Annotated in this window: 10 protein-coding genes and 1 pseudogene; 4 read left to right on the forward strand and 7 right to left on the reverse strand. The window is 69.3% G+C overall.

The annotated features are described in order from the left end of the window. Both VGS97_RS04930 and VGS97_RS04935 read left to right on the forward strand, forming a co-directional pair. Positions 1–247: pseudogene (locus VGS97_RS04930) on the forward strand (pyridine nucleotide-disulfide oxidoreductase); the annotation flags it as partial. A 112-nt stretch (positions 248–359) separates the two neighbouring features. Continuing rightward, positions 360–1,631, forward strand: a complete 1,272-nt coding sequence (locus VGS97_RS04935; protein WP_326851990.1) for a glycosyltransferase — start codon at positions 360–362, stop codon at positions 1,629–1,631. Between the two features lie 161 nt (positions 1,632–1,792). Here the strand turns inward: VGS97_RS04935 and VGS97_RS04940 are convergent, their stop codons facing one another. Together VGS97_RS04940 and VGS97_RS04945 are read right to left on the reverse strand one after the other, a co-directional pair. Beyond that, positions 1,793–2,482, reverse strand: a complete 690-nt coding sequence (locus VGS97_RS04940) for a maleylpyruvate isomerase family mycothiol-dependent enzyme (protein ID WP_326851991.1) — start codon at positions 2,480–2,482, stop codon at positions 1,793–1,795. A 128-nt stretch (positions 2,483–2,610) separates the two neighbouring features. Then, a complete protein-coding gene (locus tag VGS97_RS04945; protein WP_326851992.1) occupies positions 2,611–4,701 on the reverse strand; it encodes a cellulose binding domain-containing protein in 2,091 nt (696 codons plus the stop codon). Positions 4,702–5,267: 566 nt separating this feature from the next. On the opposite strand from VGS97_RS04945, the gene VGS97_RS04950 reads away from it, so the two are divergent. Next, on the forward strand, positions 5,268–8,108 hold the full coding sequence (locus VGS97_RS04950) for a cellulose binding domain-containing protein (RefSeq protein ID WP_326851993.1): 2,841 nt from the start codon (positions 5,268–5,270) through the stop codon (positions 8,106–8,108). A gap of 30 nt (positions 8,109–8,138) precedes the next feature. Here the strand turns inward: VGS97_RS04950 and VGS97_RS04955 are convergent, their stop codons facing one another. From VGS97_RS04955 to VGS97_RS04965, 3 genes are read right to left on the reverse strand one after another with little or no spacing between them, the layout of a single operon-like run. Next, on the reverse strand, positions 8,139–8,957 hold the full coding sequence (locus VGS97_RS04955) for a MauE/DoxX family redox-associated membrane protein (protein WP_326851994.1): 819 nt from the start codon (positions 8,955–8,957) through the stop codon (positions 8,139–8,141). A gap of 12 nt (positions 8,958–8,969) precedes the next feature. Beyond that, positions 8,970–9,689, reverse strand: a complete 720-nt coding sequence (locus VGS97_RS04960; protein WP_326851995.1) for a hypothetical protein — start codon at positions 9,687–9,689, stop codon at positions 8,970–8,972. A gap of 2 nt (positions 9,690–9,691) precedes the next feature. Next, complete coding sequence (locus VGS97_RS04965) at positions 9,692–11,218, reverse strand: hypothetical protein (protein ID WP_326851996.1); 1,527 nt, start codon at positions 11,216–11,218, stop codon at positions 9,692–9,694. A 607-nt stretch (positions 11,219–11,825) separates the two neighbouring features. On the opposite strand from VGS97_RS04965, the gene VGS97_RS04970 reads away from it, so the two are divergent. Further along, complete coding sequence (locus VGS97_RS04970) at positions 11,826–13,433, forward strand: prenyltransferase/squalene oxidase repeat-containing protein (protein WP_326851997.1); 1,608 nt, start codon at positions 11,826–11,828, stop codon at positions 13,431–13,433. 79 nt (positions 13,434–13,512) lie between these two features. On the opposite strand, the gene VGS97_RS04975 is transcribed toward VGS97_RS04970, so the two are convergent. Next, positions 13,513–14,373: an SAM-dependent methyltransferase gene (locus tag VGS97_RS04975; RefSeq protein WP_326851998.1), complete on the reverse strand. Its 861-nt coding sequence runs from the start codon at positions 14,371–14,373 to the stop codon at positions 13,513–13,515. Positions 14,374–14,477: 104 nt separating this feature from the next. Continuing rightward, complete coding sequence (locus tag VGS97_RS04980) at positions 14,478–15,794, reverse strand: cytochrome P450 (protein WP_326851999.1); 1,317 nt, start codon at positions 15,792–15,794, stop codon at positions 14,478–14,480. Positions 15,795–16,000: the final 206 nt, after the last annotated feature.

The following is a 16,000-nucleotide window of genomic DNA, read 5'->3' on the forward strand; positions in this document are numbered from 1 at the left end:
CCAAATGAACGCACTACCCCGCGCACGCATCCTCAACAACACCCACGGCCTCATGAAACTCGTGGTCGACGCCACCACCGACCACCTCCTCGGCGCCGCACTCCTGACCAACGACGCCCAAGAAACCATCAACACCCTCACCCTCGCCATCCACCACGACATCACCGCCACCCAACTACGCGACACCATCTACACCCACCCCTCCACCACCGAAGGACTCAACGAAACACTCGACAACCTGCACTGACCAGCCACAACGCGTGTACAACCGCGTTCCTTCTCCGCCATCCGCGGAATACGGGTCCTGACATCATCATCACTCGCCGGGCTTCGCCTTGGCATTTTCACGGGAGGACGCAATGTCTCACGTCGGTCTGATCACGCCTCCGTACACCGGGCACGTCGCCCCGATGATCACCTTGGGCCGCGAACTCCAGCGCCGCGGGCACCGGGCCTCGGTGATTTCGACTCCTGACGCGCAGGAGGAGGTACTCGCGGGCGGTGTCGAGTTCATAGCCGTCGGCGCCAAGGAATACCCGGTCGGCGCCATGCAGCAGTTCACTGATACGCAGGGCAGGATGTCCGGCGTGCGGGCGATCCGCTACATCATCAAGGACCTGGCGAGGCAGGCGGGCGTACACGAGCGCGAGCTGCCCGACGCCGTGCGCGGCAACGGCATCGACGCCCTCGTGGTCGACCAGATCTCGACGAACGGAGCCAACCTCGCCGAGCGGTACGACATCCCGTTCGTGAGCGTGTGCAGCCTGCTGCCGCTCAACACCGACCACGGCGTCCCCCCGTGGACGATGTTCTGGACCTACGACGACTCCACCCCCGCGCGGGTGAAGAACAAGGTCGCCTACCGGATCAGGTACATGGTCGAGAAGCCGCTGACCGACGCGGGCAACAGCACGCGGGTCAAGTGGGGCATGCCGCGTATCGTGACCGACCAGTCGTTCTCCAACCTCGCACAGCTCGCCCAGGTTCCCGCCTCGTTCGACTTCCCCCGCTCGCAGGCGCCCGACTGCCTCCACCACACCGGGCCGTTCCACGACTACGACGCACCGGACCCCGTCGCGTTCCCGTGGGAGCGGCTCGACGGCAGGCCGCTGATCTACGCCACGATGGGCACGCTGGTCAACCGCAAGCAGAGCGTGTTCCGCACCTTCGCCGAGGCCTGCGCCGACCTCGACGTCCAGCTGGTCATCTCGCTGGGCAACAAGGGCGCGCAGATCCCCAGGGACTTCCCCGGCGACCCGATCGTGGTGGACTACGCTCCGCAGCTCGACCTGCTCAAGCGGGCCTCGCTCTACATCGGCCCCGGCGGCATGAACAGCCTGATGCACTCGCTGGCGAACGGCGTGCCGATGGTCCTGGTCCCGGTGACCTACGACAACCCCGGCGTCGCCGCGCGGGCCAAGTACCACGGCGTCGGCGAGTTCATCCCGGTGGGCAAGCTCTCCGCACGCAAGCTGCGCGCGAAGATCGAGACCGTGCTGTCGAACACGACGTACCGGGACAACGCACAGCGGTATCAGGACACGATCAGGGAGATGAAAGCGGTGACCCGCGCGGCGGACATCGTCGAAGAGGCCTTCCGCACTCGCCGGCCGGTACTCAGGGACGCGTAGCCGGTTCCCGGCCGCTGCCCTGCTGTGCGGTGTGTGGCTCGGCGGAAGATCGGTCCGCCGGGCCACACACCTGCGCTGAGGATCGAGCGCCGGTCTCGCCTGGCGCTGCTCGCAGTTGCCGGGTCAGCAGGAATTACTCGATCGCGCCTACCCGATCGCCTCTACTCGATCACGTCGTCTTCGGCCGGGCCGAAGACCATCAGCTTGCCCAGGACCGCGGCCGGGTCGGCAGACCACTGCATCGCAGCGAGCTGAGCCGCGCTGCGACGCCCCATCCGCCAACGCACCGCCTCGAACCGGCTGGTGGTCAGCACCAGTTCCTGCCCATCCTCCGCCTCGGGGCCGACGTGGAACTCGGCGTCCTCCATCACGACCCGCAGCGGCACGGGAGGGCGCAGCGTCTCCATCAGCATCTCGCTGACCAGGCGTACCGCCTCACTGTCCCTGGCTCCCGGGCGGGAGAGGGCCGAGCGCAGGTCGTGCTCATGGCTGGTGACGTCGATCACTGAGATACGTATCGTGGAGACCAGGCCCGCCTCGATGGAGGACGCGGCGGCCTTCTCCCAGTCGGCGAGCAGCTGCGGCACGCTGCGATCGCGCATCCGCTCGACCTGGGCCGCAGTCTCCGCCTCGTTCGGCGGCCTGGTCAGCCGCCGCGAAACCATGTCCTCGGCCACCGCGGCCAGGTGCCCGACGACATCGCGCACCGACCAGGCCGGGCAGGCGGGGACCACGGTCTTCAGCTCGTGGTCGGGCAATTCGCGGATCAGCGCCGTCACACGCTCGCGCGTGTCACGGTACGCCCGGCCCAGGTCCGCATTCGTATAAGACTTATGAGTCTCGTTGGTCACGCTCGGCACCCTACGGCATCGGAGCGTCCGCCCGGCGGGCGTGCGCCCGCGCGCGCTTCGGGCGGCCGGCCGATGGATCGGCGGGCCGCCCGAAGCCGGCTCAGCTGCGAACTACGACCACGTACCGCCTACGACGAGTACGTCGTGGCGCACACCGTGCCGTTCAGCGTGAACGACGCGGGCGAGGGGTACGCCCCGTTCTGGGTCGAGACGAAGCCGAGCGAGACCGTGTTGCCGGAGCTCGGCGCGAGATAGCCGTTCCAGTTCACGTTGGTGACCTGGACGCTCGTGCCGTTCCAGGTCCAGTTGCCGTTCCAGTTGTTCGAGGTCACCGACTCGGTGTTCGAGGGGAAGGTGAACGCGAGCGTCCAGCCGTTGATGGCGCTCGGCCCGGTGTTGGTGACGGTCAGGTTCGCGACGAAGCCGCTGCCCCAGCCGTTCGACAGGTTGTACGTCACCGCGCACGTGCTTTGGGAGGGCGTGCCGGTGATGAACCAGACCGGCGCGGACGGCAGCGACTGGTAACCCTTCTGGTCCACGGCCACCACGTTGAACGTGTACTCGGTGCCGGGATTGAGGTTGTAGACCGTGAACGAGCCGGTCGTCGAGGTGCCGAGCAGCTCACTGATCGTGCCGAGCTGCCGGTAGACGTTGTACTTGTCCACCTGGCCGCCGCCGGACGGGGTCCACGACACGGTCGCCTGCGTGGCCGTCACGTTGCTCACCGACGGGGCGCCGGGGGCGGTCAGCGCGCTCTCGCTGCCCGACTGCGGCTGAAGCACGATCGTCTCGACGGAGTACGGCGGCAGCGTCTGGCTCGCGCTGCTGCCCTGCGCCGCCGAGGTGATCGATGCGGCCTCGGCTCCGTATGTGTACACGGTCGGCGTAGCGGCTGACGGGAAGAAGCCGGTGTAGTGCAGATTCACCTGGTAAGAGTTCGAAGGATCCTTGTTGATCAGCATGACGCTGAGGTTGCCGTTGGCGTTGCGCACCGCGTGCGCGACCACCGGCTGCTGGTCGGTGCCCGCGGTCACCATGGTGTCGCCCGGCATGCCGAGCTTGCCGAGCATCTGGATCGCGAAGTACGTCGGGAACGGGGTGTTCGCCGCGGGCTCGCAGGTGGTGCCCACGCAGCTGGCGTTGGACAGCACGCCCTCGTCGCCGTAGTCGGTCGCGCCGTCCGGCGCCGTGGCGATGCCGGTCGCGGAGTTGTGCAGGTCCCAGTAGTCGACGGTGAACACGCCGTGCTCCAACGCCGTCAAGTACGTGTCCTCGGCGAACAGGGCGCCCGGCTGGGTGTCCATCATGGTGTTGCCGTCGGTCTCGGTCATCGCGATCTGGATGTTCGGCCCGTTCGCCCCGGCGTACTGGTCGATCTCCTGGCGCAGCTGGGTCAACTCCCCGCCGAGCTGCTCGGGGGCGTCCACCACCGAGGCGCCCAGCGAGCTCGCCGGGTAGTAGTGCACGATGACGAAGTCCGCGGACGAGCCGATCGCCGAGAGGACCTGCTGGTTCCAGTCGCCGCTCTGGCCGGAGGCCACCACGCTGTCCGGCCAGTTGCCCGGCAGGGTCAGCACGGCGCCGATCTTGATCGTCGGGTCGACCGCCTTCATCGCACTGGAGTACTGGAGCAGTTCGGCCGCGTACTTCGCCGCGCTCTTGTCGGTGTAGTTGTTGGCTTCCCAGTTCGCGCCGTAGACGCCGTCGCCGTACTGCTCGTTGCCGATCTCCCAGTACTTGACGCCGTAGCCCTTGGTGACGTTGGCATACTGGACCCAGCCGGCGGCCTGCTGCGGGGTGCCGGTGCCGTAGTTGGCGATCAGGATCGGCTGCGCGCCGATCGTCTTCGCCGTGCCCATGAACTGGTCGAAGTTCGTCCCCGGCGCGACGTAGCCGCCCTGCACGGTGGTGGTCTGCCAGTCGAACTGGTCACCGTACGAGCCGCCCGGGTAACGCAGCATCTCCACGTTCGCCTGCTTGAGCAGTTGTTGCGTCTGCGTCGTATTCATCAGCGAGTCCCAGACCGCCGTGTTCAATCCGTAGGCAGTGGACGGGATCGTGCCGTAGCCCTCCTGGGTGTTCACGGTGACGTTGACCGTGTTCGCGGTGGCCGCCACGGCGGTCATCGCGAGGCCGGGAGCCGCCAGTGCGCTGCCGATCAGCGCTGCGGCTCCCAGTGTGGATATCAGGGCAGATCTCTTAAGAGTGGACGCACGCATGAGTGCTCCTCTGACGTGAGGCTTCCGAGGTCGGCCGCGAATGGCCGCAACGTGCGCCATGATCGTCCGTCCGCCGCGCGAATCCGGTCAACGGCGGCGAAAGCCCGAGCCGGTTGACGTGGCCCTTCCGTTTCGGCCCGGCCGAAAATTACACCACGCGACCGAAAAACCCGTAGACGCGCCGTGCGAGCGGAGGGTACTGACACCGCGCCGATGAAAGCTGCATGAAAGTTTCCGCGCGCGGCGGTGGATCACCGTGACCCGACTGATGCGTATTCTGCGAAACCCCGCGGAAACAGGCACTCCACGGCCGTCAATACCCGTCGGATCTCCGGCGCGCGGCGCGCGGCCGGCGAGTGCCGGGGCGGATATCAGGACTCGATAGTACGTGGCACGCCTTTACCGACCCGGTGCCCGTTCCTACATTTTCCCGCAGCATGTGGGCCTCCACGTGCCGCGTCAGCGCCGGCGACGGCGCTGCACGGGCGGCCCGACGTCACAGCCGGGGCTCCCGCGTACCTCCGGCGCGGGGCGGCGCGCGAAACCTCTCGCGAAAGGGCAACTCAGTGCGCTTACCAGTGCGCTCACTGCGAAGGAGCAGGAGTTCGACCGCCGCGTCCACCGGCCGGCCCGACGGCCCGCGGCGGCTCACCCGGCGGTCGGGCCTCTGGCTCGCCGCGTCCGCGCTCGCGCTCGCGACCGGCGGCGTGCTCGCCGGCGGCCCGCTGGCCGCCGCGGCGCAGACGCCGATGCCGGCCGCCTCGACCATGCCCTCCCCTTCGGCCTCACCCTCACCCTCGCACTCCCCCGCCCCGTCGCCGTCGCCCTCGGGACCCGGCTGTCAGGTGTCGTACATCGTGACCTCCGTCTGGGCCACCGGGTTCCAGATCAGCGTCACCATCACCAACAACGGCCCGGCGATCAGCGCCTGGACGTTGCAGTACTCGTACGCCACCGGCGACGAGACGCTGGCCAACGGCTTCAGCGCGACGTGGTCGCAGTCCGGCAGGGCGATCACCGCGGTCAACGCGCCCTACAACGGCTCGCTGGCCACCGGCGGCTCGACCACCATCGGCGCCACCTTCAACCTCAACGGACCGCTCGACACCCCGCACATCTTCACCATCAACGGGATGGTATGCAACGGTGCCGGCGGGACGATCTCGGGGACGGTCACCAACAGCTCGGGCTCGGACCTGTCCGGCCTGAGCGTCCGGGTCTGCGTCGTCGCCACCACCACGTGCGCCGGCGCGACGACCAGCGTCTCGGGGTTCTACTCGGTCGGCGGGCTGGCCGACGGCTCCTACCAGGTCGACGTCGACGATCCGCCGCTGCTGCCCGGCCACGCCGGGCCGATCGCGATCGCCGGCGGCAACGCGCAGACGGCGAACCTGGTCCTGCTGGCGAACATCCCGCTGCCGCCCGGCGTGGGCATTCCCGGCGCCAACGGCAACCCGCCGCTGATCCACTGGAACCAGGCCACCCCGTTCAGCGTCGCAGGACGCTGCGCCAACGGCGTCGCCAACTTCGCCATCACCCAGAACGGCGCGGTCATCGCCGCGGGCCCGATGACGGAGACCCCGAAGGGCAGCGGCACCTACACCGGCGTCATCCCGCCGTTCGCCCCGCACAATCACGGTTACGCGCAGATCACTGTCACCGTGGTGTGCCCCGACGGATCGACGCAGGTCGTTCCGTTCTGCATCTACATCGACCCCAGCGGCGTCGTGCAGACCCCTGACGGTCTGCCGATCGACGGCGCCACGGTGACCCTGCTGACCGCCGCCTCCGCCGGCGGTCCGTTCACACCGGTGCCCGACGGCTCGGACATCATGTCCCCGGCGAATCAGACCAACCCGATGGTCACCGCCGCGAACGGGCACTTCGGCTGGGACACCCAAGCCGGCTATTACGAAGTGCAGGCCAGCAAGCCCGGCTGCCACACACCCACCACCCCGCAGGCCGCGATCGCCAGCACCGCGGTCCTACAGGTACCGCCGGCCGCCACCGGCCTGGTGCTGACGCTCGACTGCACCGGCTCGCCCGCCCCGGCGATCACCTCGGCCGATCAGGCCTCTTTCACCGCGGGAACCGGCGGCACGTTCACCGTCACCGCGACGGGCGCGCCCGCCCCGACCGTGTCCGAGAGCGGGAACCTGCCCTCAGGGGTCAGCTTCACGCCGAACAACGACGGGACCGCCACGCTCACGGTGAGCACCACCGCGACAGCCGGGACGACCACGTTCACGGTCGACGCGGGCAACGGGGTCGGCACTGATGCGACGCAGCTGTTCACGCTGACCGTCATCGGCCCTTCCGGTCCTGCGATCACGTCCGCGTCCTCGGCGAACTTCACGGTCGGCACGGCCGGGACGTTCACGGTCGTCTCCGCCGGCACCCCGACGCCTGCGCTCACGGAATCCGGGACACTGCCGTCCGGCGTCACCTTCACTGCCAACAGCGACGGCACCGCCACACTGGCAGTCGGTGCGAGCGCGTCTGCGAGCACCACCACGCTCACCCTCACCGCCTCCAACGGCACGGGACCGGACGTTCAGCAGTCCTTTGACCTGAACATCGTCGCCCCCGCGCCGGCGATCACCTCTCCGTCAGCCGCCACGTTCACGCTCACCGCGGGGACCGCCGGTACCTTCACCGTCACCTCCACCGGCAGCCCGACGCCGACACTCACGAAGACCGGGACGCTCCCATCAGGGGTCACCTTCACCCCCAACAGCAACGGAACCGCCACACTGACAGTCAGCGCGAGCGCGCCCTCGGGCACCACGACCCTGACACTCACCGCGTCCAACAACGTGAATCCGAGCGCTACTCAGAGCTTCAGCCTCACCATCAACCCCGCGCCGCCCGCCCTCGTGATCACGTCCGCGTCGTCAGCGCGCTTCATCGCCGGAACGGGCGGGACCTTCACGGTCACGTCCACCGGCAGCCCGACGCCGACGCTCACGGAGGCCGGGACGCTCCCCTCAGGGGTCACCTTCACCCCCAACAGCAACGGAACCGCCACACTGACAGTCAGTGCGAGCGCCTCCGCTGGTTCCAGCACCCTTACGTTCGCGGCGTCCAACGGCGTCACGCCGAACGCCGGTCAGACCTTTACGTTGCACGTCGATCAGCCCGCACCGGCGATCACCTCGCCGTCTTCGGCGAGCTTCACCGCCGGGACCGCGGTGACCTTCACGGTCACCTCCACCGGCAGCCCGACGCCGACGCTCTCGGAAACCGGGACGCTGCCGTCCGGCGTCACGTTCACGCCGAACAGCGACGGCACCGCCACCGTCAGCATCAGCGCAAGCGCGGCCATCGGTACCAGCACCCTGACCATCGGCGCGGCGAACGGCGTCACGCCCGCCGCCGGCCAGACCTTCACGCTGAACATCAACTAGCCCGACCATGAACCGGCCGGGGCCGGGGTTCTACGCGTGAACCTCGGCCCCGAGTTCGATCCGGGCCTCGACGGCGGGCGCGCCGCCGGGTCCGGTGCGGCTGATGCGGAAAACGACGACGCGCTCGGTGGCGGGAAACCGGAACTCGTCGGCGCAGCCGTCGCGCCGGTGCGTGTGGCCGCCGACGAACGGCCCGGCCGCGGCGGACATGGCCGCGAACGTGCCGTGGTTCGTCAGTGCTCTGAAGGCGTCGCGCCGGGGCGACAGGATTCGGCGACGGCAGCGCGGTGTGCGCCAGGGCTGCTCGACTTCCAGCAGAACCGCCAGGACGCCGAGGGCGATCGCGACGACGGTGGCCCGCACCGCGACTCCCGCACCGCTCCCCCACGGTTGCACGCGCGCACCGATTCCGATCGCCTGCACGGCTCCGGCCGCGAGCAGGAAGACGGCACGGGCCTGGACCGGCCAGCCGAGTTCCGTGTCAGAGTTCTTCGGCTTTCGAACGCAGTTGCAGCCGCCCTGCGCCTTCGCCCGGCGGGCGTATGTGAGCACGGACACGAACAACGCGCCCTGCGCGGCCATGGCGGATCCCGCGACGGCGGGATGGGCGCCGAGGCAGACCGTGACGCCGGTCGCGGTTTCCACCAGGCCCGCGAGCAGTTCGACCCAGCGCCAGCGCGCCGGGGCGATCCGCAGCGCCGCGCGGATCGCCCCGGCGTCGGCCGCGGTCCCGCCGCGGCCCGGGGCGCGGCGCGCCGTCCGTCCAAGCTTCACTGTTCCGGCCAGGACGAACAGCACGCCGCAACCGAGCACGGCGCCGGACAGCGCCGCTTCCGGCAGCCAGTGCACTGTGACGCTCCGCTACGGCTTCGCGCTCAGGTAGAAGCAGTAGTCGCCGTAGCTGGTGTTCGGATGGCCGACATCGAGGTCGACGTTCGCGTTGGTGTTATAGCAGATGCCCTCGTCCCAGTACTGCCACAGGTACGTGGTCTTGCCGGAGCAGGACTCCGCGGCCCAGGCAGGCGTGTTGGACAGGGTGTTCCCGCATTCGAGCGGCTCGCTGGACCACACCGCGTAGCACTTCGCGGCGGAGGCGTTGTCGATGACCGAGCAGTTCGGCGGCGCCGCGAACGGGTTGCAGTACAGGGCGGCGTGGAAGGGGTGGCCGCCCGCGTACGCGTAGCCGTTGACGTAGTTCGCGTAGCCGTTCCAGTAGCTCAGGCTCAGCGAGGTCGAGGCCTCCTGGTCCACCCAGCAGAACAGCGTGCCGTTGGTGGGCAGCTGGAGCGGCCCGACCGAGGTGTAGGTCGAGATCAGCGCACTGATGAACGACTGCGCGTCGGCCTGCCCTTCGGCGCCGCTGCCGCTGAGCCGCGACTGGGCCGGGGCGCAGATCGTGCCGAGGTGCGGCGAACCGCTGTTGCCGTTCCAGATCGCGGTGCACTCGGTGACCGGATCGGAGCTGAGCGGGGTGAAGCCGCAGGGCGGGAAGTACCGCACCCAGAACGCCGGCGCGCCCCAGACGTTGATCGCCGCCGGCACCTGGCTCTGCACGGTGCTCGCGGTGTCGAATCCGGCCATGGTCAGAACACCTCCGCCACGAACATGTCGGTGCTGCTCGCGCCGAGCAGGCTGAGAGCGGCGGTGAAGAAGCCGAGCCGGGAGCCGGTCTGCTCGCCGACGACGCCGAGCACGGAGCCGCTCGGCAACTGGTAGACCCCTGCGTAGTGCGAGCCGTCGCCGTAGGTGGCGACGAGCCTGCCCGAGGACAGGTCGTACGCGCTCAGACCGCCGGCAGCCATCGAGCCGAGGGTGTAGAGCACTGATCCGTCCGCCGACAACGCGGTCTTGGCGTCGGGACCGCCGAGGGCGATCTTCGGGCGCGGAAATTCGAGCGCGGAAACGGTGCGGAAGCCCGCGGCCGGGTCGACGACGACGGCGCGGCCGAAGGCGGCGTTGCTGATGACGAGCGTGCCGTCCGGACGCTGATGCACGTTGGTCGCGCCCGGCTTTGCGGTCTCGATCTGGAATTCGGCGAACTTGACCCGCCGGGACGCCGCGGTGGAGCCCGGCGAGTACACCTCAAGGTCACGGCCGTCGGCGACGCGTGCGACCTCGCCGGTGGACAGCACCAGCCCGGTGCCTCCCCCCGGCCAGTGCCCGGCCGAGCGCACCGAAGCGCCGGGGCGCCCGGAGCCGAGCGGGAAAGTCAGCAGCCTGACCGGAGGCGTCGGCAGCGGCGCCCCCTTGGTGCCGACGGACACCGCGGGCTCGCGCATCGTCCACAGGTACAGGTTCTCCGCGTCGGCGACCGAGTCGGTCCAGGCGAGCGACGGGGCGTCGGCGAGGTCGAACGGTCCGGTGTACTTGCCGGTGGCGCGGTCGAGGTAGGCGAGGACGTGGTGCGTCGTCCAGGTCGCGGACGGGGTGGTGATGGCAGCGCCGGTGGCGCCGTCCTTGCGGAAGGTGTGCCAGCCAGCCGGCTCACTGACCGCGATGACCACGGCGATCGTGGTGGTGCCGGCGAAAACCGGGCGGACCAGCACGGACGCGTCGGCCGGGACGCCGGGCAGACGCAGCGTGGACGCGGTCTGAGTCGCTCCGGAAGCGGCCTCGACGACGGTCAGCGTCACGTCCGCGCCACCGGGCCCGGTCTGCACGGTCGGGTATGCGACGCTCGCGCCGTCCGCGGACCTGGCCGGGCGCGCGGCCAGCCCGGTACCGACGGTGCTCGGCGTCGGCACGGCCGCGGCGCGCGATGCGGGCGGGCGCAGGTTCTGCATCGTCGGGGGTGAGGTCGGTCCGGACGTGCCGTAAAGGAAGAAGTGCGCGGGCACCGCGGCGCCTGGGGCAGCGGTCGCGGCGTCGGGCGCGGTGACCGCGGCGCGGGCGGGCGCCGCGACGAGCACGTCCGGGAGGGCGACGAGCACGCTGGCGCCGACGCCGCCGGCGAGCATGGCACGCCGGCTCAGCCGCAGATTCGCGCTCGCCGAGTCGGCCGGGGTGGACATCGCGCCGGAACCGGCGCTGTTCGAAGTGGTCTTACCGATGCGCTTTCGCATTCGAGCGGCCGACGCGGCAGCAGCGCCGGCCCGGTGGTCTTTGGCCACGGACGCCATCCTTGGAGTGAGGAACCCGGCTTCGGGCTCTTCGATCCGCGCCGCGGGGTGGGATCGGCGCGGTGGAACCGGCGTCCGCGCGGGATAGCGCCGCGGACGCCCCAGTTACCTACAGTATGCTGATAAGCTTCCGAAAACGTACTGTCTAAGTCGTCTAATAGCAACCAAAGACCGGCAACATCCCACGAACGTGAATTCGCGTTCTGGTTGCCTTGCGACCCGTGGCGCCACCGCGTCGCACAACCACTGAGCGTGGCCCCCGCGATACTCTCGGAAACAGCTAAAGGCCTGTTCGGAGTAGGGATCACATGCTGGAACGAAGACTGCGAATACAGATAATCAATCCAAGCAGTCGACGTTTGGCGATATACCTGTAAGGGCTCTTGCCGTAAGGTGTGGCATGCCTCGGGACCGCTGCCAACCCGGGCTCACTGATTCTCGTTCGCCACAACCGTCACACGCGTAACCTAGCGCTGTTCCTCCCCACCCACTATTACTGCGAAACATCGGTTACGGCGCATGCATCACCGGTCGGCGCCTCATCACGACCGGTGATGCTCTCTGCCGTGATCGCTCGCATGCCAGAAGGAGCGCCCCGTTGCGAGTCACTCCCTTGCCCGAGACGCGTCCCCCATGGGACGCGGCCTGGTTTCCGCGGGACCTGTACGAGACGCGCAAACGCCTACGCGAGAGGGTGATCGCCCGAATCGACGCGAACGGCGCGATCCGCGACCCATGCCGATCCCGGGTCCTCGAATCAGCGCTCGGGCTACGCGCGGTGCAACGCGTCGGAGGCCGGCCGCAGGCCGAGCAGCGGCTGATCGGGTTCCTGAAAACACAACGCGACGCCGCCGATCCACTCGACCGGCTGCTGGCGCGCACGGCGATCGACGAGTCGACGGCCCCTGACACCGCGGCATTCGAACGCGTACTCGACCGGGTACCCGGGTTCACCGGAGCACGCAAGCGTACGACGTTGACCGCGATACTACGCATGCTCGGCGTCACGGACGGTGCACGCGGGGACGCGTTCGACCCGGAGCCCGAGCGGCAGGGGCTGCATCCCTGGGCTTTGGCACAGAGCACCGCCGACCGGGTCGTCCTGGCTGCCACCGATGGACGATCGGAACAGATCACGGCCGCGGACATCGCGATTCTGGACGCCACGCAGCGCTCTGGCGACGTGTGGGAGAGCAATCTGCTGGTGCACCTGTGCGTGGTGCACGCGCTCTCGTTGCTGCCCGGCACGTACGACACGGTCACGAAGGGCGTCGACAAGGCTCTGATGTACCAGCGGCCGGACGGCGGACTGCCGTTCGTCAGCGACATCGACACCTGGTGTACCGCCACCGGCGCGGTGGCCCTCGCCTGCACCGGCACCCCGCAGAACGTGCTGCACCGCCTCGCCGAGCATCTGACCGCACAGCAGCACGCCGACGGCGGCTGGTCGTTCAGCGACCGGGTCGAGTTGTGCGACACCGACGACGTCTCCGTGGCGTTGGAATTCCTCGGGCAACTCGATCCGGTGCTCTATCGCGGCACCATCGACAAGGGCCTGCGCTGGCTGCGCCGCGTTCAGGGGCCTGATGGCGGCTTTCCCACCTACCCCGGCGCGCCTTCCGAGCCGTGCATGACCATCGCCGCCGTCAACGCGCTGACCCACCAGCCGGTGACGCACGGCGCTGCGACGCACCGTGCCGTGCAGTACGTGGCCTCCCGGCAGCAGGCGGCCGGCACGTTTCCGCCCGACTGGAGCGCCAGCAGGTACCACACGCTGTTCAGGGCGGTCCTGGCCGGCACGAACCCCGCGCTCGCGCCGGTGTCCTCGGCCGGCCAGCTGGCGGCCCGTGCGTTGGACGCGGTGCAGGCGGGCCAGAATCCCGACGGCGGCTGGGGCCAGCAGTCCGGCATGCCGAGCGACCCGATAAGCACCGCCTACGCCCTGACCGCGCTGACCCGACAGGACGATCCCACGCAGGCGATCGAGGGGTTGCGCTACCTGCTATCAGCGTGCGCCGACGACAGCGCCGTCGTCATGGTCCCCGACTCGATCGGCCCGCGCCCGTTCATCTTCACCGTTCCGGCGCTCGCGGACATCTTCATGCTGCTCGCGCTCGGGCACGTCACCGCCGCCTGCGCCATGCCGGTGGACCGGGACCCCGTGTACATACCCGCTCAGGCACGCCCGCACGTAAGCGCGGCCTGACGACGAAGGGACCGTCCGGCAGCGTCGCCGGACGGTCCATCCACCAAGGCGCCCGGTTCGCCGGCGCCCGGTTCTCCGCTCAGCCCTTCCGGCCGGCCACGCCGTACCACCAGATCGCGCTGGCCTGCTCGGAGACCTCGCCGTCCGGACGCCACCAAGGCACCTGGACGATGCCCGGCTCGACCACGTCGAGACCTTCGAAGAAGCGCAGGATCTGCTCCTTGCTGCGCGCGACGATCGGCGCGAAGGTCCGGTCGTAGCTGCGTACGGCGGCGGCGGCGCCTTCCGGATCGAAGTCACCCGTGCCGTGCGAGATCACCAGGTAGCTGCCGTCCGGCACCGCCGCCATCAGCCTGCGCACGATGCCGATCGGATCGTCGCTGTCCTGGATGAAGTGCAGCACCGCGACCAGCAACACCGCGACCGGCTCGTCGAAGTCCAGCACGCCGCGTACCAGCGAGTGCTCCAGGATCTCCTCGGGCTCGCGCAGATCCGCCTTGATCACCGTGGTGTGCTCCGGGTCGTGCCCGGCCAGCAGCGCGCGGGCGTGGGCCAGCACGATCGGGTCGTTGTCAACGTAGACGACGCGGGCGTCCGGTGAGACCTGCCGGGCGACGTCGTTGGTGTTGCCAGGGCCGGGGATGCCGGTGCCGATGTCGAGGAACTGGCGCACGCCCTGCCTGGCGACGAATCGCACCGCCCGGCCGAGGAAGGCCCGGTTGGCCCGCGCCATCTCCCGGATCGTCGGAACGATCGTGATCACTTCTTCGGCGGCCATCCGGTCGACCTCGTAGTTGTCGTGCCCGCCGAGGTAGTAGTCGTACATGCGGGCCGGATGCGGTGTGCCGGTGTCGATCTCGGACGCGTCCGCGCCACCGGAGAGCAGATCGGCGCCCAACCGTTCGAGCCTCTCCTTACGCGCTACTTTGTCCGCCTCCATGCGCCACCGCCTGTCTCTTTTGTATCAGAGCCGGAATACGGCGAAGGTTACCACGGGGTCGGCGGGCCGAACATGCGATCGGCACGTGGTTGCCAGTGCGCAGGTCAGACGGTACGGCGCAGCCGGATCTGGGTGGGCGGCGCGAGGGTCGACCCGAAGGAGACGGTCCGGAACGGCACGTCGGCCCCGATCAGCTCCAGGCCGGGGGTGCGGCGCAGACAGGCCAGGAAGATCTTCATCTCCAGGGTGGCCAGGGCGGCCCCCGGGCAGCGGCGAACGCCCATGCCGAAGGGGACGAACGTGGTGGCGGAGGGCGGGCTGTCGACGAAACGGCGCGGGTCGAACTCCTCGGGATCCGGGTAGACCTCCGGCCTGCGGTGGGCGAGGTGGAGGGAGACGATCAGCTCGGTCCCGGCCGGCAGCTCGTATCCGAAGGCGCGGACGGGTCCGGCCGTGCGGCGGCCGGAGCTGTGCGGAACGACCGAGCCGATCCTGAGCACCTCGTCGCAGAAGGCTGTCACGTGGTGCAGCGCGGCGAGGTCGGCGGCGGAGTGGTCGTCGGCGAGCGCGTCGAGCTCGGCGGCGGCCGCGGCGGCGTGCTCGCCCGGCCGCTGCATCCAGTAGGCGGCCATGGCCAGGCCCGAGGCGGTGGTCAGGTGGCCGGCGACGAGCATGGTGGCGAGTTGGTCGAGTATCTGCTGGTCCGTCAGGGCCACCGGCGCCGAGAGCAGTTGCCCGAGCAGGCTGGCCGGGTCGGAATCAGGATTCGAACGGTGCGCGGCGACCTGTGCCGACAGGTTCTCGTCGAGGCGCGCGCGTTGCCGCGCGAACGCTTCGCGTGCGGACGTGACCGACTCGGCAGAGCGGTCGGCGGGTGGAACCGACCGATGCTGGTGGATGCCCTCGATGATCTCCATCAGGGGCGCGCAGAGTTCGCGGACCTGCGCGGCGGACATCGGGGAGAACAGGACCGACGCCGTGACGCGTAGAGCGATCTCGCTGGTGAACTGGAGCAGGGGTACGGGATCCGCACCGCGCAGCCGGTCGAATTCCTCGCGCATGATGCCGCGGATCCGCGGTACGCGGCCGGCCAGCGCGTGCCCGTGCAGTGGCGGCAGCAGGAGCTGCCGCATCCGGCGGTGCGGCTCGCCGCTGAGCATGTTGACCGACTGCCGGCCGACGAGCTGGGCGAACTGGCTCGTCCCGCACGCGTACAGGTCCGGATCCCGCTTGATCAGCTCCCTGATGTGCGAGTCGCTGGTCAGCACGACGCGCGGCGCCGCCCCGGAACGGTGAACGGTGAATATGTCGCCGTACTGCTGCTGTAGCGAGCCCAGAACTGTCGCAGGGTCCTCATCCATTCGCCACACGGCGTCGTCGTCGAGGTGAGGTCCGTCCGGCAGGCCGCGTGGGAGTGCCATAAACAGAACCCTACATTGACGACGACGCCGTCGAGGCGCAATCCGATAAGAGTTCGGATTCAGTTCTTACGACGTGCCGTCAGGCGGCGCGCGTAACGAGTTCCGAAGCCGAGCACCGTGCCACCGCCGATGAGGATCCCGGCGACGACGGCCGGTTCACCGATCTCGGCCCCGGTGTGCGCCAGACCCGCGCCACTCGTGTTCGA

Origin of the sequence: Actinocrinis sp. (genome assembly GCF_035946395.1) — a bacterium.
Classification (GTDB): domain Bacteria; phylum Actinomycetota; class Actinomycetes; order Streptomycetales; family Catenulisporaceae; genus Actinocrinis.

Coding starts and splice junctions, on each gene's coding strand:
- VGS97_RS04960 (WP_326851995.1), bottom strand. CDS start 9,689: ATGGCCGGATTCGACACCGCGAGCACCGTGCAGAGCCAGGTGCCGGCG.
- VGS97_RS04980 (WP_326851999.1), bottom strand. CDS start 15,794: ATGGCACTCCCACGCGGCCTGCCGGACGGACCTCACCTCGACGACGAC.
- VGS97_RS04935 (WP_326851990.1), top strand. CDS start 360: ATGTCTCACGTCGGTCTGATCACGCCTCCGTACACCGGGCACGTCGCC.
- VGS97_RS04945 (WP_326851992.1), bottom strand. CDS start 4,701: ATGCGTGCGTCCACTCTTAAGAGATCTGCCCTGATATCCACACTGGGA.
- VGS97_RS04975 (WP_326851998.1), bottom strand. CDS start 14,373: ATGGAGGCGGACAAAGTAGCGCGTAAGGAGAGGCTCGAACGGTTGGGC.